The organism is Paracoccus rhizosphaerae (assembly GCF_026162645.1).
GTDB lineage: Bacteria > Pseudomonadota > Alphaproteobacteria > Rhodobacterales > Rhodobacteraceae > Paracoccus > Paracoccus rhizosphaerae.
Genome location: NZ_JAOTBE010000006.1, coordinates 57,999 through 77,481 on the forward strand (window position 1 = coordinate 57,999; position 19,483 = coordinate 77,481).

The following is a 19,483-nucleotide window of genomic DNA, read 5'->3' on the forward strand; positions in this document are numbered from 1 at the left end:
GGGGGGGCGATCAGCGGCGGGCGTGGTCCGCGGCAAAGCGGCGCAGCTCTCGCTTGACCAGCTCAAGCTCGGCCCGCAGCGTCGCCACCTCGGCCATCAGATCGGCGTCCAGAGGCCGGCCCGCCATCAGCGCAAGCCGCGCCAGCACTTGGCCGTCGGGCCGCGCATCCTCGCCCGGTGCGCCGTCATCCGACTTGAGGAGAAGCGTCTGCACGCCGCTGGTCAGGACCTCGGCAGGCAGGGACAGTGCCAGATGCCAGGCGTCCTTCCGTTCCGCGACCGGGACCGCCTCGGCCAGGATCTCTCCGTGCTGGACCAGGATCACGCGGGCCGGCGCCGTCTCCCCGCGCAGGCAACCGCGCCAGATGCCGCCGCGAACGCCATGATCTTCGAATGTCAGCATGACGCTCCCCTCACATCTGTGCCCGCGGATGGCGCGACAGGATCGCGTCGCGCAGCGCGATCGCGTTCATGTGCGGCGCCTCGAAGATCACGTCCAGCCATGCCTTGTCCACCGATCGCTGCGACAGCTCGGCATAGCCCAGGTCGAACTCGATGATGCGGGGGCAGTGCCGTCCGGCGATGTCGTCGCCCATCTTGCGCAGCAGCGTTTCGGTGTTGGGCCCCTGCTGGATGTTCAGCCGCGCATAGACGGCGATGGGCCGTTCCGCCTGCAGGATCGCTTCCAGCCGCAGCACATGGTGCCCTGCAAGATCTTCCAGCGCCGCAGGCGGCAGGGACAGGGAGAACGACAGGAAGCTGCCGGTAAACCCCATCACCTCGAGCAGCAGGCCGAAATCGGACAGGTCCGTCGCACGGCGGTTCTGGACCTGGCGCAGGATCAGCGCGCGCTCGCGGCAGTCGTGAAACAGCGCCACCTCGTCCGACAGCCACTTGCCATCGCTAGGCGCGACCAGCGCGGGCGTGACCGCGCGGGTCCGCATCACCTGCGGGCGCCAGCGCCAGTCGGTTCCGGGCGGCAGCTCGATGCGCAGCAGCGAATCGCGCGGTCCAAGCGCGCGTGCATCGGCGGCCTGCAGAAATCGCCCGAGGACATGCTGAAGGTCCCGCGCCTCGTCCTGCAGGGCGACCGAGACGGGTTTGGCCCGGCGCAGGGCGCTGTCGTGCATCCGCTGCCACTGGCGCGCCGCATGGGCGCGGATGCGCCGCCGCAGCCACCCCCTGCCCGGCCTTACCGCCACGCCAGGTCCCGCCCGAACCGGCAGCGCAAGGCGTGCGGATGGCATCTGCCGGAACAAGGATCGATCATTCGCCGCAACCCGCCACCACCTGACTGCGACCGGAATAGACGCTGGCAGGACCGGCGACAACCCTTGCGTGTCAGGCCACCAGCGCGTCCAGCCGGGCTGCACAGACAAAATCGTTCCGCGTCAGACCGCCCGCCTCGTGCGTGGTGAAGGTGACGGCGCAATAGCCCCAGCCGAAGGCGATGTCGGGATGGTGGCCCTGCTTGTTTCCAAGCCAGGCAGCCAAGTTCGCCATCTCGACCGCCTTGGCAAAGCCCTTGAACTCGAATCGGCGGGTGATGGCGGTGCCGTTATCAGAGAGCGTCCAGCCGGTCAGCTGGTCCATCATCTGGCGGGCCGTGGCGTCATCCAGCGCGGGCGTGCCGCCCTTGCAGGGTTCACAGGTGCTGGTGGCAAGATCATCGGTCATGGCATCTCCTCAGGCGGCCGTCTTGGGCGGATATTTCGGTTCGTGCAGCCCCAGTGCACGGGCCTGGCCGATGTCGGCCAGCAGGTCGCGCCTGGCGGCGGCGAACAGGTCGTCCAGATCGTCTATCACGAAATAGACCGGCTGGTGGATGTCGATGCGATAGGGCGTGCGCAGGATGTCGATGACATCGAAGGGCCGGTGTTCCGGCTGGCCCGAGATCGCCCAGGGCAGTTCGGTGACGGAACTCGCCAGCCCCGACCCCAGGGCCTTCAACTGGTCACCTTCCCGCATCAGCCCGAACTCGATCGAGAACCAATAAAGGCGGATCAGCCAGCTGTAGTCGGCTTTGTCGCAGCGGGTCCCCGCCTCGCCGATGGCCTGGCTGAAGGCCGCAAAGGCCGGATCCGTCAGCAGCGGCGTATGACCGAAGATCTCGTGGAAGATGTCCGGCTCCTCGATATAGTCGAAGTGCTGGCGCTTGCGGATGAAGCTGGCGGCAGGGAAGGTGCGGTTGGCCAGCATGCCGAAGAAGCGGCCAAAGCCGATCAGCGCCGGCACGGGTTCCACCCGCCAGCCGGTCAGCGTGCCCAGCTTCGCCGACACGTCGGGACATTGCGGCACGCGGTCGGTTGGCAGGTCCAGAAGCTCCAGCCCGCGCAGATAGGGGGCGGCCATGTGCCGCTGCGCCGCTGGCATCTGCTGGGCGACAAGATCGCGCCAGACAGCGTCTTCGTCGGCGTCATAGGCGATGAAGCCCTGCGCATCGGGATGTTTCGCTTCGTATTCAGTCGATTTGGGCATGATGGGTTCCTCCTCAGGGTTCAGTATACCCCGGATCGGCGGCAAACCTTGCCAGAATCCCTTACCAAATGCGACAACAGGGCACAGCATTCCCAAAGGCGCGCGATGTGGAAACCCGATGCCCGAATTGGACGAAACCGACCGCCGCCTTCTGCGGCTTTTTCAGCGCGACACGACATTATCGACTCAGGCTCTCGCCGAGGCTGCCGGCCTTTCGACCTCGCCGGCCTGGCGGCGCCTTCGCCGCCTGATCGAGACGGGGGTGATCGACCGCCAGGTGGCCCTTGTCACGCCCGCACAGGCCGGGCTGCACGCCATGGCCTATGTCCAGGTGTCGCTGCTGGACCATACCGAGCCGTCGCTGGCGCGCTTCGACCGCTTCGTTCAGACCGAGGATCAGGTTCTGGAATGTGCGACCATCACCGGCACCTCGGATTACCAGCTGAAGATCATTGCACCCGACCCCGAGGGGCTGGAGCATTTCCTGATGCGCCGGATGCTGCCCCTGGGCATCATCCGCAGCACGGTGACGCATTTCATCCTGCGCCAGACGAAATACACAACCGCCCTGCCCTTGTGATCACAACAGCGGTGATGCGAGCGCCAGCAGATTGTTGCGCATCCGGCGCCCCCTGCTCCAGCCCCTCACCTCCTCCAGCGTCAGTTCGTGCGCGCGTTCGACATAGGTCTTCTGGCGGGCGTCCAGCTCGGCCACGACCTCGCGGTCGATGATGGCCATGTTGACCTCGTAGTTCAGCTCGAAGCTGCGCCGGTCCAGGTTGGCGCTGCCGATCATCGCCATCTGCCCGTCCACCGTCATGATCTTGGAATGCAGCAACCCGCCCTCGAACAGCATCAGCCGGACACCCGCCGCCAGCAGGCCATAGTAGAACCCCTGGCTGGTCGCGCCGACGATCAGGCTGTCGTTGCGCGCCGGCAGCAGCATGGTCACGTGAACGCCCCGCCGCGCGGCGGCCCGGATCGCCGCATCCAGCGCCGCGTCGGGCACATAATAGGGCGTCGTTATGACCACCCGGTCACGTGCCGCGTGCAGCATTCCCGACAGGCAGTCCGACATGCTGCCCGCCCGCAGGTCGGGCCCCGTCGCGATGACCTGCGTGATACTGCCGGGATCGGCGACCGGCTGGACCGGCTGCAGCATGTCGCCCAGGTCGCGGCCGGTATAGCTCATCCAGTCACCCAAGAAGACCGCCTGCAGTTGCCGGACCGCCGGTCCCTCGACCGAAACCAGAAGATCGACCCAGGGCGCGAAACGCGGCTTGATGGCGAAGGCCGTGTCCGACCCGTTCCGGCTTCCGGTGAAGGCGATGCGGTTGTCGATCACCACGATCTTGCGGTGGTTGCGCAGGTCCAGCCGCTGGAACAGGATGCTGACGAAGGGCAGGCCCCAAGGGAAGGCGGTCACGCACTCCGCCCCGCCCTGCTGCATGCGGTCCCAGATCTCGGACCGCACGATGCCGCGCGATCCCAGGGCGTCGACGATGACCCGGCACTGGACGCCCCGCGCCTCGGCGCGGATGATCGCCTCGGCCAGCTTGATGCCGCTGACATCGGGCAGCCAGATGTAGAAGACCACATGCACATGATCCTGCGCGGCGTCGATCGCCTCGACCATCCGGTCGATGGCCGCATCGCTTTCAGGCAGCAGGCGGATGCGGTTGCCGCTGACCGGCGGCATCCCTCCGACCGCCGCGTTGGCTGCCGTCACCGCCCGCGTGTCGTCGGGCACCGGCGGCCATGTCGCGGGGCTGGGGCTGCGCAGCCCGGTCAGCCGGTCGCGCACGTCGGCCATGCGCTGGACCTCGGCCCGGTTCATGCGCACCTCGCCGAACAGCAGATATGCCAGCACACCCAAGACCGGCACCGCCTGCACCACCATGACCCAGACCAGCCGCACCGACGGCTCGGTCCGCGGGCGCAGCAGCACGCGCACGATGACCGCCAGCGACAGCGAAGTATGCAGCAGGAAGAACAGCGTGGCCCACATGGGCCGCATCATTCCCGCCCGACCCGGCAATTGCAATTCCCCCCGTTGGGGCCTATCTGGGGCGGGAAACAGCCAAGGCCCTTCGCGATGAACTGGATCACGAACTACGTCCGCCCGCGCATCAACTCGCTGTTCTCGCGCCGCGAGGTGCCCGAGAACCTGTGGACGAAGTGCCCCGAATGCGGGACGATGTTGTTTCACCGCGAACTGTCGGACAACCTGAACGTCTGCACCAACTGCGACCACCACATGGCGATCACGCCACGCGACCGCTTCGCGGCGCTGTTCGACGGCGGCGCCTTCCTCGAGGTGAAGGTGCCCGACCCGGTCGCCGACCCGCTGCAGTTCCGCGACCAGAAGAAATACCCCGACCGCATGAAGGCCGCGCAGAAAGCCACCGGCGAAAAAGAGGCCATGCTGGTCGCCGAGGGCGAGATCGGGCGCACCCCCGTCATCGCCGCCGGCCAGGACTTCAGCTTCATGGCCGGGTCGATGGGCATGTATGTCGGCAACGCCATCGTCGCCGCCGCCGAACGCGCCGTCGAAACCGGCAAGCCGCTGGTGCTCTTCTCCGCTGCCGGTGGTGCGCGCATGCAGGAAGGCATCCTGTCGCTGATGCAGATGCCCCGCACCACCGTTGCGGTCGAGATGCTGAAGGAAGCCGGCATCCCCTATATCGTCGTCCTGACCCACCCCACGACCGGGGGCGTCACCGCCAGCTATGCCATGCTGGGCGACATCCAGATCGCCGAACCGAACGCGCTGATCTGCTTCGCCGGACCCCGCGTCATCGAACAGACCATCCGCGAGAAACTGCCCGAGGGCTTCCAGCGCGCCGAATACCTGCTGGAACATGGCATGCTGGACCGCGTGACGCACCGCAAGCAGCTGCGCGACGACTTGATCTCGATCCTGCGCATGCTGGGCGGCCTGCCCGCGCCCACCCGCGCCGACCTTCCGGCCCCCGCCACGCCCGACATCGCGCCGCCCCCGCAGGCGGCGGCGCCGGCGGAATAACCTTCTTCTTTGTCACAATACCCCGGGGGTCCGGGGGCCGGCCCCCGGCGGTATCCATGAGCCAATCCGACCAGATCCTGGCGCGCCTGATGGCGCTGCACCCCAAGGTCATCGACCTGTCGCTGGACCGGATGCACCGCATCCTGGCCGCGCTCGGCCATCCCGAACGCGCGATCCCGCCGGTGATCCACATCGCCGGCACCAACGGCAAGGGCAGCACGCAAGCGATGATCCGCGCCGGACTGCAGGCCGGCGGCGCGCGCGTCCACGCCTATACCTCGCCGCACCTGGCGCATTTCCATGAACGTATCCGGCTGGCGGGCGATCTGATCGGCGAAGACACCCTCGCCGCCACGCTCGAGGAGTGCGAGGCCGCGAATGACGGCCAGCCGATCACCTTCTTCGAGATCACGACCGCCGCTGCCTTCCTGGCCTTCTCTCGCGTGCCTGCGGACTATACCCTGCTCGAGGTCGGGCTTGGCGGCCGCTTGGACGCGACCAATGTCGTGGACGCTCCGCGGCTGACGGTCATCACGCCGGTATCGATTGACCACACCCAGTATCTGGGCGACACGCTGCCCCTCATCGCCGGCGAAAAGGCGGGGATCATCAAGCCGCGCGTCCCAGTCATCGTGGGCCCGCAAGAGGACGAGGCCCTGCGCGTGATCGAGACGCGCGCCCAAGGCCTCACGGCCCCGATCGTCGCCTATGGGCAGCACTGGATGATCCAGCCCGACCGCGACGGCATGGTGTTCCAGGACGATCACGGCCTGTGGGACCTGCCGCTGCCGAACCTGATCGGGCCGCACCAGATCCAGAATGCCGGCACGGCGCTGGCCGCTCTGCGCGCCCTCGGCGCGACCGAGGCGCAGGCCCGCGCGGCCGTCACCCAGGCCGAATGGCCGGCCCGCATGCAGCGCCTGCGCCGTGGTCCGCTGGTCGACTTGGCCGGCCGGGCCGAGCTGTGGCTGGACGGCGGCCACAACCCTGCAGGCGGAGAGGCTCTGGCAGCCACGCTGTCGGCCCTGCCCCCCCGCCCGACCCACCTGATCTGTGGGATGTTGAACACCAAGGACATCGCCGGATATCTGCGTCCGCTGGCAGCCCATGCGGCCAGCCTGACCGCGATCGACATCCCCGGCGAAGAGAACACGCTGCCCGCCGCGGAAACCGCGCGGATCGCGGGTCTGGTCGGCATCCCCACAGGCACCGCACCCGACGCGAGCCAGGCCATCCGCAAGATCACCGCCAACGATCCCGAGGCCCGCATCCTGATCTGCGGCTCTCTCTATCTGGCGGGCCGCATCCTGCGCGAGAACGGCTGACACGCGGCAGGCCAGCGTTACAGGCGCAATCGCCTGATAGATCGACCCGCAATCACTCCGACCCAGTCAGACCAGCTACGTGACCTCACCACCAGCCGCCGGGCGCCGGGACGTTTCACGCTGGGGCACCACCGGCCCATGACTTGCACGGGTCCGCATGTGACGCCGGTCCCGACTTCAGCCGATCTGCACTGATCTTCCCACCCTCGGCGAAAGATCGGAATACCCATATGGACGTCAGGGTCCGGTCCTGATCGTCCGCCGGCCGCTATGCGTCGCGTGATCGGCCCGCCGCGTCAGTCGGCCGCCCAGTCCCAGGCGCAGGTGAACTGACCCAGCCGCCGCCTGACCTCGGCCTCATCGTCCACGCGCGTGATCTGGGCCACCAGACCGCGCTTCCTGTCCTCCTCGACGGCCACCACCCTGGCGCCGGTGCCGGACAGCGCCTTGTCATAGACGCGGGTGATCGCCAGCTTGCGCAAGGCGGGCTTGAAAATCTTGCCGACGGCGGTCTTGGGCAGCTCCGGCAGGATCTCGATATGCTTGGGGACCGCCGCGCGTTCGTGGATATGGGCCTTGGCATGGGCCATCAGATCCTCGATCGCGACTGAGGCCCCCTCGACCAGCTCGACATAGGCGCAGGGCAGCTCGCCCGCAAAGGCGTCCGGCTGGCCGATGGCCCCCACGAAGGACACCGACGGGTGGGACAGCAGCCCCTCCTCGATCTCGGCCGGATCGATGTTGTGGCCACCGCGGATGATCAGGTCCTTGGCCCGTCCGGTGATCCACAGATACCCGTCGGAATCAATGCGCCCCAGGTCCCCGGTGCGAAGATAGCGGTCCTCGGCGAACAGCTTGTGGTTCTTGTCAGCCTCGGTATAGGTCGAGCCGGGAAAGACGCCGGGATTGGCGACGCAGATCTCTCCGACCTCGTCGACACCGCATTCGTGGATCTGCCCGCTGTCCGAGTGGTTCAGGATCCGCACTTGCGTGTAAGGCAGCGGGATCCCGACCGAGCCGACCTTCTTCAGACCCTCCAGCGGGTTGCAGCTGACCAAGCAGGTCGCCTCGGTCAGGCCATAGCCTTCAGCGATCTCGACCCCGGTTGCGGCCTTGAAGCGGTTGTAAAGCTCGACCGGCAGGGGCGCCGATCCGGAAATGGCGGTCTTGAGGCTGCTGACGTCGGCGTCGACCGGGCGCTGCATCAGCGCGGCGATGGCCGTCGGCACGGTGATCAGGAAGGTCGCCTGCCAGCGCTCGATCAGCTTCCAGAAATTGTCGAAGACACCCTCGCCCCGATAGCCTGCGGGCGTGGGCATGACCACATGCGCGCCGGATGCGATGCAGGACATCAGCACCGGATAGGCCGCGAAGACATGAAACATCGGCAGCGGGCACATCAGCACGTCGGTTTCGTCGAACAGCAAGGTGCCGCCCAGCCAGCCGTTGTAGATCATGCCCGAATACTTGTGCTGCGCGACCTTCGGTGTGCCGGTCGTGCCGCCGGTGTGGAAATAGGCCGCCACGCGATCTTGCGCGGGGTCGTCGAAATCCAGCCGCGTGTGCTTGCAGCCGCTGGCGGCGGCCTCGAAGTTCAGGACCTTCGCGTGGTGGCGCGTCTTCACCCTCGGGCGGATCAGCGGCACGATCCAGCGCTTGAGACCGCGCAGATGGCGGTTCAGGTCGACCTCGATCACGTGGGTCACGTCGGGCGACTGCGCGACGGCTTCGGCCGCCTTCTGCGCCACGTCGGTCTTGGGGAATGACCGCAGCGTCACAAGGACCTTGGCCCTGGTCTCGCGCAGGATGCCGGCGATCTGCTGGGCGTCCAGCAGCGGGTTGATCGGGTTCACGATGCCGGCGGTCGCGCCGGCCAGCAGCACCACCGGGGTTTCCACGGTGTTGGGCAGCAGATAGGCGACGGTGTCCGTGGGACCCACGCCCAGGCTGCGGAACAGGTTGGCGGTCTCGGTCACCCGCTCGAGCAGCTCCTGCCAACTGAGCGTGGTCGAGGGCGCGCGCGGTCCCGACAGCAGCTGGAACGAGATCGCCGGCCGCTGCGGGTGGCGTTCGGCCGTGCGCGCCAGAAAGTCATAGATGGTCACGGGCAGGTCGCGCGCCTGATAGTCGCATTCGCTCTCGATCCTGTCGCGGTCCCCCAAGGTGCTGAACTTGGCCATCTGATCCTCCTTCGCGGCCGCTGGCACGACCCTCCCTGCCGCGGCAGGATGTCCCGAAGGCGGCGCGGTGGGCAAGTCCCTGTGCCCCGGACCCCGGCAAGAACGCCGCGTCATCCGGCGGCGTGGGGGTTGGCGGCGACCCGCCCAGATGCGAAAGACTGGACAACATCGCCTACCGATCCTTAAGGTTGTTTGTGTAGACCACCTCTGCAACCTTAACGGACATGGAAGAAGAAGGCAGATGGCAGACACACCGCACGGACGACCGATGCGCATGCTTGTGCTGTGCGGGCTGGTCTTGGCCGGCTGCGCCACCACGCAAGGCGGGGACCTGGGGATCGATCCCTATGCCGTCCAGATCGCCGAACCGGGCGAGGCGACCTGCACCGCTACCAGCGCCTCCGACAACGCGGCAGGCGCTGCGGCGACGAACCGCGCCCGCAGCAGCGCGGGGCTTCCTGCGGTGACGGCGCGGCCGGTCTTGGCGCAGGTGGCGGCCGCACATGCTTGCGACATGGCCCGGCGCGGGCGCATGACCCATATCGGCAGCACGACGACCGGGCCGGCGGCGCGGGTGCGCGCGGCGGGCTATGCGCCCTCGGTCACGGCCGAAAACATCGCCGCCGGACCTTATGCCCTGCCCCGCGTGCTGCAGGAATGGAACGCGTCCCAAGGGCACCGGACCAACATCCTGCTGCCCCAGGTGCGCGATTTCGGCATCGGCCGGGCCGTCGGCGCCGACGGGCGCACCGTCTATTGGTCGGCCGTCTATGCGGCGCCGCGACAGGGGCCGGTACGCCGCTAGGCCGGTCAATCGGCCAGTTCAACCACCTGCGGACCGTCGGTGAACTGCATCCGCGCCAGGCGGGCATATAGACCGCCTTCCGCCACCAGCGCCTCGTGGCTGCCCTGCGCCACGATCCGCCCCTGATCCAGAACGATGATCCGGTCGGCCTTCTTCACCGTCGCCAGGCGGTGGGCGACGATGATCGTCGTCCGCCCTTCGGCCAGACGGCCAACCGCGGCCTGCACCAAGCCTTCGGATTCGGCGTCCAGGGCGCTGGTCGCCTCGTCCAGCAGCAGGATCGGCGCGTCGCGCAGGATGGCGCGGGCGATGGCCACGCGCTGGCGCTGCCCGCCAGACAGCATCACACCGCGCTCGCCAAGCGCCGTCCCGTAACCGTCCGGCAGCGCGGCGATGAAGTCATGCGCATGGGCCGCGCGTGCGGCGGCCTGAACCTCGGCGTCGCTGGCCTCGGGGCGGCCGAGGCGGATGTTGTCGGCGGCCGAGGCGGCGAAGATCACCGGGTCCTGCGGCACCAGGGCGATCCGGCTGCGCAGGTCGACGCGCGCCAGGTCGCGCAGGTCGATCCCGTCCAGCGTCACCCGGCCCGACTGCGGGTCCCAGAACCGCTGGATCAGCTGGATCACCGTCGTCTTGCCTGCCCCCGACGGGCCGACAAGCGCCACCGTCTCACCAGGCCGGATGGTCAGGTCGACCCCGTGCAGCGCCGGGCTGTCCGGCCGCGAGGGGAAGCGGAAGCTGACGCCCTCGAACCCGATCTGGCCGCGCACCGGCTGCGGCAGGTCGCGCGGATGGGCCGGATCGGTCAGCGCATCTTCGGCCGACAGCAACTCGGCCAAGCGTTCGGTGGCACCCGCGGCGCGCTGCAGCTCGCCCCAGATCTCGGACAGCGCCCCTGCTCCACCGGCAACCAAGATCGCATAGATGACGAACTGCACCAACTGGCCCGCGGTCATCGCGCCCTCGCGCACATCGCGCGCGCCGATCCACAAGACGCCGATTACGCCGGCAAAGATCAGGAAGATCACGATGGCGGTCATCACCGCCCGCGTGCCGATGCGGGTCATCGCGACCAGATAGGACCGTTCCGTCACGTCGTCGAAGCGGTCGATGCTGCGCGCCTCGGCGGTATAGGCCTGGACCGTCTGCGCGGCCAGCAGCGTTTCCGATGCCGTGCCCGACGATTGCGCGATCCAGTCCTGGTTCTGGCGCGACAGCCCGCGCAGGCGGCGGCCCAGCACGATGATCGGCACCAGGATGGCGGGCACGATCAGCAGCACCAGCCCCGTCAGCTTGACCGAGGTCCAGGCCAGCAGCGCCATGCCGCCCACCAGGATCAGCAGGTTGCGCAGCGCGATCGACAGGGACGACCCCACGACCGACTGGATCAGCGTCGTGTCGGTGGTGATGCGCGACAGGATCTCTCCGGTCATCACACGCTCGAAGAAGGCCGGAGACAGGGTGATGACGCGGGCGTAGACCGCCTTGCGGATGTCGGCCACGACACGTTCGCCCAGGCGCGTGACGAAGAAGTATCGCGCCGCCGTTCCCAGGGCCAGAAGCGCCACGATAACCAGCGCGGCGCCGAAATAGCGGTCCAGCAGCCCCGCGCCGTCATCGAAGTTATCGACCACGCGGCGCACCGCCAGCGGCAGGATCAGGCTGATCGCCGAGGTGCCGACCAACGCCAGCAGCGCCAGCACCACCTGCCCCCGATAAGGCCGCACGAACGGCCAGAGCGCCCCGAGGGCCCCCACGCGACGGCTGGTGGGCCTGTCTTCGATGATCCGATTGCCGCGTGCCATTGCCGTCCGTCCGCTGTTCTTGCGGCCTTGGTTTAGGCCGCAGGCGGCGCAAGGACAAGCGCACGGCCTGTCGCGGGGGACCTATGGCTGAACGGACCCGTCGGCCAGCGCGTCCTGCAGAAGGTCCACCGCCTGCGCCAGCTTTTCGTCGATGATGTGCAGGTACTGGGTCCAGTCGGTCAGCTCCCGCAGCTCGGCCACCCCGTCCGAGATGCCGCGCAGCCCGATCAGCGGCACGTCGAACAGCTGCGCGGCGCGCAGGTGGGCGAAGGTTTCCATGTCGACCATGTCCTCCTCGATCCGCTGATAGGCCGCGCCGCTGACGATGTTCGCGCCGGTCGAGAGGTTCGCCACCGGCAGGCCGGGGATGCGGTGCGGCAGGTCGATCATCCGCGGCAGGTCCAGAAGCGGCGTGCACCCCACCGCAAATCCCAGAGGGGAGGCGTCCATGTCGCGATAGCCGACGGCGCCCACCTGATAGATCTCGGTCTGGACCAGCCGCGCCGACCCCGCCGACCCCAGCGACACGATCAGCCGCGGCAGCGGGTCCATGCGCGACAGGGCGGCGGTCAGGCGGACAGCACCCTCGACCGGACCGATGCCGGTGATCAGCGGGTCGATGCGCGCCTGCAGGGCGGGTCCGTATTCCGGCCTTGCGGCCATCACGAACAGGACCGGCACACCGGCGATCAGGTCGGGCTGGGGCATCGTCACCTCGGGGTTTGGGATGGGGTGGCACGGGACCTGCGGGCGGTCAAGCGCAATGCGCCCTTGCGGCCATGCGCGCGCCTGTGGCAGGGGTCGACGGTCGATTACGGGGGCAGCGATGGGCAAGGTCAGCGATCTTTACCGGCAACGCGTGGCGGCGGGCAAGCTGCGCCCCGATCCCGCGCAAGAGGCCGTGCTGCCGCAGATGGACCGGGTGCTGGACGAGATGGCTTCGACGCCCGCGCCCAAGCGGTCGGCGTGGCGGGCATTCCTGGGCGTGGGGAATCCGCAATCCCCGCCGGGTGCACGGGGCCTCTATCTGTGGGGCGGGGTTGGCCGCGGCAAGTCGATGCTGATGGACCTGATGGCCGAGGCGGCCGGCGACATCTCCTGCCGGCGCGTGCATTTCCACGCCTTCATGCAGGACATCCAGGCCGGCCTGGAGGCAGCGCGCAAGCGCGGCGAACAGGACACCGTCCGCCCCGTGGCCGAGGCCGTCGCCCGAGAGACCCGGCTGCTGTGCTTCGATGAGATGCAGATCACCGACATCGCCGACGCGATGATCGTGGGGCGGCTGTTCCAGGTGCTGTTCGACCAGGGCGTCGTGGTGGTCACCACGTCGAACCGGGTGCCCGAGGATCTCTACAAGCATGGCCTGAACCGGCAGCTGTTCCTGCCCTTCATCGACCTGATCCGCCAGCGGATGGAGGTGGTGTGCCTGGACAGCCAGACCGACTATCGCCAGAACCGCGCGGCCGGTGGCCAGGTCTGGTTCACGCCCGCCAATGCGGATGCCAAGGCCGCCATCGACGCGATCTGGGCGGACCTTACCGGCAGTGCCGCCCCCGAGCCCTGCCGGATCGAGGTCAAGGGCCGCCAGGTGGAACTGGCCGCCTGTTCGGGCCGCGTGGCGCGGTCCAGCTTCTGGGACCTGTGCGGTCGTCCCCTGGGTCCGGCGGACTATCTGGCGGTGGCGGATGCGCTGGACGTGCTGATGATCGACGGGGTGCCGCGCCTCTCGGCCTCGAACTACAATGAGGCCAAGCGCTTCGTCACGCTGATCGATGCGCTCTACGAGGCGCATGTCCGCCTGATCGCCAGCGCCGCCGATGAGCCCGAGCAGCTTTACAACGAGGGCGAAGGCAGCTTCGAATTCGAACGCACAGCCAGCCGCCTTCGGGAAATGCAGGATGGGGCCTGGGGGACGCGCGACTAGACCCCCAGGGTGCGGCGGCCGCGGGCGACCAGGTCGCGAATCTCCTGCAGGGTCATCTGGCCGAAGACGGCCTCGTCGCCGCAGATGAAGGTGGGCGTGCCCATCAGCCCCATGTGATCGGCCAGAAGGAAGCTGGTCGAGATGTGCTTGGTTACCGCATCCGACCCCATGCGTTCGCGCAGCTCGGCCTCGTCCAGGCCCACGTCGCGGGCGATGCGCATGACGCTGGCCTCCTCGGCCCGGCCGCGCATGCCCAGCATCCCGGCGTGGAACTGCCAGTATTTTCCGGTTGGCAATGAGGCCAGCGATGCGCGGGCGGCGAATTCCGACCCCGGCCCGAAGACCGGCCATTCGCGATAGACGACGCGCAGATCCGGGTCGCCGGTGACCAGCTGCTGCATCACCGGCAGCATCTTGCGGCAGAACCCGCAGTTATAGTCGAAGAATTCGGTCAGGGTGATGTTGCCGTCGGGGTTGCCCAGGACGGGCGCGGTCGGGTCACGCTCCAGCGCGTCGCGCAGTTCCTCGGGCATGGGGTTCGAGCGCTCCTGCGCCAGCGCGGGAAGGGCGGCGAAGGCGCCGGCGGATGCCAGAAGAAGACGGCGGGTCGGCATGGCTTGTCCTTTTGCGGCGGCTGAGGTCACATGGTCAGCTAACGCGAGGTGGCACGATGGGTAAACCGCGACGGCGGGACAGGGACGTCACGATGCCGTCAGCCGAGGCGGCGGAGCCGGTCTGCCCGCTGTGCCTGCGGCCGATCCCGCCGGACGTCCCGCAGAGCCGCCATCACCTGATCCCCAAGCTGAAGGGCGGCAAGGGGGGCGAAACCGTCCTGCTGCACCACATCTGCCACAAGACGATCCACAAGACCCTGCGCGAGGGCGAACTGGCGCGCAGCTTCAACACGGTCGAGGCGCTGCGTGCGCAACCGGACCTGGCGCGGTTCTGGGCATGGGTGGCCAAGCGTCCGCCCGGTTTCACCGCCAAGGTGCGCTGAAACCTTTGCGATCAGGTGATTCGGGCGCATGCTGGTCCTTCAACCAGAAGGAGCCTGCCATGACCCGCACGATCCTGACCGCCGCCCTGGTCTGCCTGACCGCCCCCGCCGCAATGGCGCAGACGGCGCCCGCCCCTGCCCCCGACGAGGCGCAGACCGCCCCGCTGGAGCAGACGGTGCCTGTGCGCCGCACGTCCTGCGGTCGCGACAAGCACGTGATGTCCTGACGAAAAAGGGCGCCGCGATTGCGACGCCCCTAATGGTCAACGCGTGAACTTCTTGTACTTCACACGCTTGGGTTCGACCGAGTCGGGGCCCAGACGACGGATCTTGTCTTCCTCATAGGCCTCGAAGTTGCCCTCGAACCACTCGACATGGGCATCGCCCTCGAAGGCCAAGATGTGCGTGCACAGCCGGTCGAGGAAGAAGCGGTCGTGGCTGATGATGACCGCGCAGCCCGCGAAGTCTTCCAGCGCGGCTTCCAGCGCCTGCAGGGTTTCCACGTCAAGGTCGTTGGTCGGCTCGTCCAGCAGCAGGACGTTGCCGCCCGACTTGAGCAGCTTGGCCATGTGGACGCGGTTGCGTTCGCCGCCCGATAGCTGTCCGACCTTCTTCTGCTGGTCGCCGCCCTTGAAGTTGAAGGCGCTGCAGTAGGCGCGGCTGTTCATCTGCGCGTCGCCCAGCACGATCTGCTCGGCCCCGCCGCTGATTTCCTCCCACACGGTGTTGGTGTCCGACAGGGCGTCGCGCGACTGGTCGACGAAGGACAGGTGCACCGTGTCGCCATAGCTGATCTCGCCCTCGTCGGGCTGCTCGTTGCCGGTCAGCATGCGGAACAGGGTCGACTTGCCGGCGCCGTTCGGGCCGATCACGCCGACGATGCCGCCGGGCGGCAGGGCAAAGTCCAGCCCCTCGATCAGCAGCTTGTCGCCCATCGCCTTCTTCAGGCCCGTGACCTCGATCACCTTGTTCCCAAGGCGTTCGCCGTTCGGGATGATGATCTGGGCGCGCGACAGCTTCTCGCGCTCGGACTGGTTGGCCAGCTCGTTATAGGCGCTGATCCGGGCCTTGGATTTTGCCTGGCGCGCCTTGGCGCCGGCGCGGATCCATTCCAGTTCGCGCTCCAGCACCTTCTGCTTGGACTTGTCCTCGCGGGCCTCCTGCTCCAGCCGCTTGGCCTTCTGTTCCAGCCAAGCCGAATAGTTGCCCTCATAGGGGATGCCGCGACCGCGATCCAGTTCCAGGATCCAGCTGGTGATGTCGTCCAGGAAATATCGGTCGTGCGTGACACACAGGATCGTGCCCTGGTATTCGATCAGGTGCTTTTGCAGCCAGGCGATGGTTTCCGCGTCCAGGTGGTTCGTCGGTTCGTCCAGCAGCAGCATGTCCGGCGCCTCGAGCAGCAGCTTGCACAGCGCCACGCGGCGGCGTTCGCCGCCCGAAAGCGTGGTCACGTCCGCATCGTCGGGCGGGCAGCGCAGGGCCTCCATCGCGACGTCGATCTGGCTGTCCAGATCCCACAGGTTCTCCGCGTCGATCTGGTCCTGGAGCGCGGCCATCTCCTCGGCGGTCTCGTCCGAGTAGTTCATCGCCAGTTCGTTATAGCGGTCGAGCTTGGCCTGCTTGGCCGCCACACCCAGCATCACGTTGCCGCGCACGTCGAGGGATTCGTCCAGCTGCGGTTCCTGCGGCAGATAGCCCACGGTCGCGCCCTTGGCGGCCCAGGCTTCGCCGGTGAAGTCCTTGTCCCAGCCCGCCATGACGCGCAGCAGGGTGGATTTACCAGCGCCGTTGACGCCGACGACGCCGATCTTGACGCCGGGAAGGAAGTTCAGACGGATGTTCTCGAAGACCTTCTTGCCGCCGGGATAGGTCTTGGACACGCCGTCCATGTGGTAGACGAACTGATAGGACGCCATCGGACTCTCCTGTAATTTGCTGCCTTGTAGGCGATCGGGCGGGCCGATGGAAGGTCAGCGGATCTCGGCCACGAAATCGCCGCCAAGCAGGTCGCGAAGCGCCTCGACCTGCGGGGCCAGCCGCGCCTCAAGCGCGGCGACGGCCTCAAGCGGCGGCATCAGGCCCGGCGCATTGGCAAAGACCTTCTGCGTCAGGTTGCCGTAAAGCCCCGGCCCGATGCCCAGATGCGCCTCGACCGCGTCCATCACCCGGTGCGGAGCCGCCTCGATGCGCCCGAAGGGGATCACCAGCATGTCGGGATAGCGCGCCAGCCAGCGTGGCAGATAGGCGGCATAGTCGCCGCGTTCGTCCAGGACCGGGTTCGCCACCTCGGCCAGCCAGTCGTCCAGCGTCAGCGGCGTGCGCTTTTCGCGGCGCAGGTTCATGCGCAGCTGCGATATTGCGCGATCGACCGGGTGGCGGACCAGGTAGATGACCCGCGCCTTGGGCAGCAGGTCGCGGACCGCCTGCACCCCTTCGTCGGGCAGAGCCGAATACTCCGGCGTGAAGTCCATCGGAATGGCATGGGCGGGCGCCGGCGCGAAGACGCGCTTGTACCACTGGTTGTGGAACATCTTGCCGCTGGTGATGGCGGTCAGATAGGCGTCCAGTGCAGGCTCCAGCGGGACCTGACGCATCTTGTGGCGGTCGCGGATCTCCTGCGGCTTGTTGCGGTAATGCCATGCGATCCAGCGGCGGTGGCCGGGAATATGCTGGTGGTTGAAATATTGGACCTCCTTGAACGGCGGGATCCAGACCTGCGGGTGCTGGCCCAGCATCTGCGCCAGCCAGCTGGTCCCCGCCTTCTGCGCCCCGATGCAGAGCGCGCCGGGCTTTCGCGGCTGGCCCTCGGGGTCGAAGGCCGGGCTGATGGCCAGCGTGGTCACCAGCCGCGCCAGCTGATCAGTCGCGTCGTCCCCAGAGATCATAGTCACCCGCCTCATCCACCGTCACCGTCAGGATATCGCCGGACTTGAGGCCGTCAAACCCCTCGTCGATGAACAGGTTGCCGTCGATTTCGGGGGCATCGGCCTTGGTCCGGCAGGTGGCGCCACCCTGGTCGACCTCGTCCACGATCACCTCGACCCGCGTGCCGACCTTGGCCTCCAGCTTGGCGGCGCTGATCGCCTGCGCCTTTTCCATGAAGCGTTCGAAACGCTCCTGCTTGACCTCGGGTGGCACATGGTCAGGCAGATCGTTGGCGCGGGCGCCCTTGACGTTCTCGTACTGGAAAGCGCCGACGCGATCCAGCTGAGCCTCGTCCAGCCAGTCCAGAAGGGTCTGGAACTCGGCCTCGGTTTCGCCCGGATAGCCGACGATGAAGGTCGAGCGCAGGGTGATCTCGGGGCAGATCGCGCGCCAGGCGGCGATCTCGTCCAGCATCTTCGCGGCGGCGGCGGGACGGGCCATTCGCTTCAGAACGTCCGGGTGGGCGTGCTGGAACGGGATGTCCATGTAGGGCAGCACCAGCCCATCCGCCATCAGCGGGATCAGGTCGCGCACATGCGGATAGGGATAGACGTAATGCAGCCGCACCCAGGCGCCCAGGCTGCCCAAATCACGCGCGAGGTCGGTGATATGGGCGCGGTGGCCGCGCTCGGTCTCGTGCCTGCGGTCCAGGCCATAGGCGCTGGTGTCCTGGCTGATGACAAGCAGTTCGCGCACCCCGGCCTCGACCAGCTTCTCGGCCTCGCGCACGACGGCATGGGCCGGGCGGCTGACCAGGCGGCCGCGCATGTCGGGAATGATGCAGAACTTGCACTTGTGATTGCAGCCTTCTGAGATCTTCAGATAGCTGTAGTGCCGCGGCGTCAGGCTGACGCCGGATGCCGGAAGCAGGTCGATGAAGGGATCGGGCTTCGGCGGCACCGCACCGTGCACCGCGTCCAGAACCTGTTCGTATTGATGCGGGCCCGTCACGGCCAGCACCTTGGGATGCGCGCCGGTGATATAGTCGGGCTCGGCCCCCAGGCAGCCGGTGACGATCACACGGCCGTTCTCGCGCAGCGCCTCTCCGATGGCATCCAGGCTTTCGGCCTTGGCGCTGTCCAGAAAGCCGCAGGTGTTGACGACCACCGCGTCCGCGCCGTGATAGTCGGCGCTGATCGCATAACCCTCGGCCCGCAGCCGGGCCAGGATGCGTTCGCTGTCGACCAGCGCCTTGGGGCAACCCAGGGACACCATGCCGATGGTCGGCTGGCCGTCGCGGCGCTCATCGGGGATGCGCGCACGGGCAAGGTCTGGACGAAGGTCTGGCGGGTTCTGCTGCATCCGCCGCACATAAGCGATTCGCCTGCGCGGGAAAAGATGCAACAGCGCGGGTCCGTCAGCGGCGCCTGAAGAACCGGCGCAGCAACTTGAAGATCGCGAACCACTTGAACAGCCTGTACATCTTCTATCTCCTTCCTAGAGCGAAAGACAACTCTGCCGGCGGCCGCCGGGTTCAGCCAGGCCAGCCGCGGTGTGCTGTCGCCGGATCGTGATTTCACCTCTGTCCTGTTTCCGGAAAGGTTGGCGACATGAACATGAACCGCCTCTCCCTGATCCTGATCGCCGCGCTGGCCGCGGCGACGCCCGCACTCTCGCAGGAAGGCATCCGCCGGGCGGGACCCTTCATCGACGTCTGGAACAACCGGGGCGGTAACGTTCTGCAGATGGTGCAGACGCGGGCCGACCTGGCGCGGTCGGGGCGGCAGGTGCGGATCCGTGGCTATTGCCGGTCGGCCTGCACCATCCTGACGACGATGCCCAATGCCTGCCTTGGCCCGCATGCCCGGATCGGGTTCCATGCACCGCGCATCCCGAACACGCAGATCATCCCGCCCTATGTCGACCAGATCATGGGCAACTTCTATCGCGCGGGCATCCGCGACCGCTGGTTCGGCGGCTGGAACCGCTCGATGGAGATGCAGATCGTCAGCGCCCGCGACTATGTCAGGATGGATCCGCAGGCGCGCATCTGCGACAGCATCAAGCCCTGAGGGG

At 67.6% G+C, this 19,483-nt stretch carries 20 protein-coding genes; 8 read left to right on the forward strand and 12 right to left on the reverse strand.

Features of this window, described 5'->3' with window-relative positions:
- Positions 1–10: 10 nt before the first annotated feature.
- The 4 genes from OC184_RS04265 to phhA form a co-directional block, all read right to left on the reverse strand.
- Positions 11–403: a hypothetical protein gene (locus OC184_RS04265; RefSeq protein ID WP_265505954.1), complete on the reverse strand. Its 393-nt coding sequence runs from the start codon at positions 401–403 to the stop codon at positions 11–13.
- 10 nt (positions 404–413) lie between these two features.
- Positions 414–1,259, reverse strand: coding sequence for a DUF6478 family protein (locus OC184_RS04270; RefSeq protein WP_265505955.1), 846 nt, complete (start codon positions 1,257–1,259; stop codon positions 414–416).
- Between the two features lie 82 nt (positions 1,260–1,341).
- Positions 1,342–1,677 (reverse strand): 4a-hydroxytetrahydrobiopterin dehydratase, encoded by a 336-nt coding sequence (locus tag OC184_RS04275; protein ID WP_265505956.1) that lies wholly within the window; start codon positions 1,675–1,677, stop codon positions 1,342–1,344.
- 9 nt (positions 1,678–1,686) lie between these two features.
- Complete coding sequence (phhA, locus tag OC184_RS04280; RefSeq protein WP_265505957.1) at positions 1,687–2,478, reverse strand: phenylalanine 4-monooxygenase; 792 nt, start codon at positions 2,476–2,478, stop codon at positions 1,687–1,689.
- A 118-nt stretch (positions 2,479–2,596) separates the two neighbouring features.
- Between phhA and OC184_RS04285 the strand changes: the two genes are divergently transcribed.
- Positions 2,597–3,058: an Lrp/AsnC family transcriptional regulator gene (locus tag OC184_RS04285; protein ID WP_265505958.1), complete on the forward strand. Its 462-nt coding sequence runs from the start codon at positions 2,597–2,599 to the stop codon at positions 3,056–3,058.
- Here the strand turns inward: OC184_RS04285 and cls are convergent, their stop codons facing one another.
- Entirely contained in the window at positions 3,059–4,486 is a 1,428-nt protein-coding gene (cls, locus tag OC184_RS04290) for a cardiolipin synthase (protein ID WP_265505959.1), read from the reverse strand.
- An 87-nt stretch (positions 4,487–4,573) separates the two neighbouring features.
- Between cls and accD the strand changes: the two genes are divergently transcribed.
- Both accD and OC184_RS04300 read left to right on the forward strand, forming a co-directional pair.
- The gene (gene accD, locus OC184_RS04295) at positions 4,574–5,503 is read left to right on the forward strand and encodes an acetyl-CoA carboxylase, carboxyltransferase subunit beta (protein WP_265505960.1); all 930 of its coding nucleotides are present in this window, start codon (positions 4,574–4,576) and stop codon (positions 5,501–5,503) included.
- Between the two features lie 56 nt (positions 5,504–5,559).
- On the forward strand, positions 5,560–6,828 hold the full coding sequence (locus OC184_RS04300; protein ID WP_265505961.1) for a bifunctional folylpolyglutamate synthase/dihydrofolate synthase: 1,269 nt from the start codon (positions 5,560–5,562) through the stop codon (positions 6,826–6,828).
- A gap of 296 nt (positions 6,829–7,124) precedes the next feature.
- Here the strand turns inward: OC184_RS04300 and OC184_RS04305 are convergent, their stop codons facing one another.
- Positions 7,125–9,008 (reverse strand): acyl-CoA synthetase, encoded by a 1,884-nt coding sequence (locus OC184_RS04305; protein ID WP_265505962.1) that lies wholly within the window; start codon positions 9,006–9,008, stop codon positions 7,125–7,127.
- Positions 9,009–9,249: 241 nt separating this feature from the next.
- Between OC184_RS04305 and OC184_RS04310 the strand changes: the two genes are divergently transcribed.
- Positions 9,250–9,813, forward strand: a complete 564-nt coding sequence (locus OC184_RS04310; RefSeq protein ID WP_265505963.1) for a CAP domain-containing protein — start codon at positions 9,250–9,252, stop codon at positions 9,811–9,813.
- A gap of 5 nt (positions 9,814–9,818) precedes the next feature.
- On the opposite strand, the gene OC184_RS04315 is transcribed toward OC184_RS04310, so the two are convergent.
- Together OC184_RS04315 and OC184_RS04320 are read right to left on the reverse strand one after the other, a co-directional pair.
- Positions 9,819–11,618 carry an ABC transporter transmembrane domain-containing protein gene (locus OC184_RS04315; protein ID WP_265505964.1) on the reverse strand — a complete coding sequence of 600 codons (1,800 nt, stop codon included), beginning with the start codon at positions 11,616–11,618 and terminating at the stop codon, positions 9,819–9,821.
- 81 nt (positions 11,619–11,699) lie between these two features.
- The gene (locus OC184_RS04320; protein WP_265505965.1) at positions 11,700–12,326 is read right to left on the reverse strand and encodes a 5'-methylthioadenosine/S-adenosylhomocysteine nucleosidase; all 627 of its coding nucleotides are present in this window, start codon (positions 12,324–12,326) and stop codon (positions 11,700–11,702) included.
- 118 nt (positions 12,327–12,444) lie between these two features.
- On the opposite strand from OC184_RS04320, the gene zapE reads away from it, so the two are divergent.
- A complete protein-coding gene (gene zapE, locus OC184_RS04325) occupies positions 12,445–13,542 on the forward strand; it encodes a cell division protein ZapE (protein WP_265505966.1) in 1,098 nt (365 codons plus the stop codon).
- Here zapE and OC184_RS04330 read toward each other — a convergent pair.
- Positions 13,539–14,156, reverse strand: coding sequence for a DsbA family protein (locus OC184_RS04330; RefSeq protein ID WP_265505967.1), 618 nt, complete (start codon positions 14,154–14,156; stop codon positions 13,539–13,541). The two genes, zapE and OC184_RS04330, sit on opposite strands and share 4 nt — an antisense overlap.
- Positions 14,157–14,212: 56 nt before the next feature.
- On the opposite strand from OC184_RS04330, the gene OC184_RS04335 reads away from it, so the two are divergent.
- Both OC184_RS04335 and OC184_RS04340 read left to right on the forward strand, forming a co-directional pair.
- Positions 14,213–14,539, forward strand: coding sequence for an HNH endonuclease family protein (locus tag OC184_RS04335; RefSeq protein WP_265505968.1), 327 nt, complete (start codon positions 14,213–14,215; stop codon positions 14,537–14,539).
- A 59-nt stretch (positions 14,540–14,598) separates the two neighbouring features.
- Positions 14,599–14,766 carry a hypothetical protein gene (locus tag OC184_RS04340; RefSeq protein ID WP_265505969.1) on the forward strand — a complete coding sequence of 56 codons (168 nt, stop codon included), beginning with the start codon at positions 14,599–14,601 and terminating at the stop codon, positions 14,764–14,766.
- Between the two features lie 36 nt (positions 14,767–14,802).
- On the opposite strand, the gene ettA is transcribed toward OC184_RS04340, so the two are convergent.
- Genes ettA through rimO form a run of 3 tightly spaced genes read right to left on the reverse strand, consistent with a single transcriptional unit; the run spans position 14,803 to position 18,769 of the window.
- Positions 14,803–16,458 (reverse strand): energy-dependent translational throttle protein EttA, encoded by a 1,656-nt coding sequence (gene ettA / locus OC184_RS04345; protein WP_265505970.1) that lies wholly within the window; start codon positions 16,456–16,458, stop codon positions 14,803–14,805.
- A 54-nt stretch (positions 16,459–16,512) separates the two neighbouring features.
- Entirely contained in the window at positions 16,513–17,442 is a 930-nt protein-coding gene (locus OC184_RS04350) for a sulfotransferase family protein (RefSeq protein WP_265505971.1), read from the reverse strand.
- Positions 17,402–18,769: a 30S ribosomal protein S12 methylthiotransferase RimO gene (gene rimO / locus OC184_RS04355; RefSeq protein ID WP_265505972.1), complete on the reverse strand. Its 1,368-nt coding sequence runs from the start codon at positions 18,767–18,769 to the stop codon at positions 17,402–17,404. Before rimO ends, OC184_RS04350 begins: the two co-directional genes overlap by 41 nt.
- A gap of 248 nt (positions 18,770–19,017) precedes the next feature.
- Here rimO and OC184_RS04360 point away from each other — a divergent pair, with 248 nt between their 5' ends.
- On the forward strand, positions 19,018–19,479 hold the full coding sequence (locus OC184_RS04360) for a hypothetical protein (RefSeq protein WP_265505973.1): 462 nt from the start codon (positions 19,018–19,020) through the stop codon (positions 19,477–19,479).
- Positions 19,480–19,483: the final 4 nt, after the last annotated feature.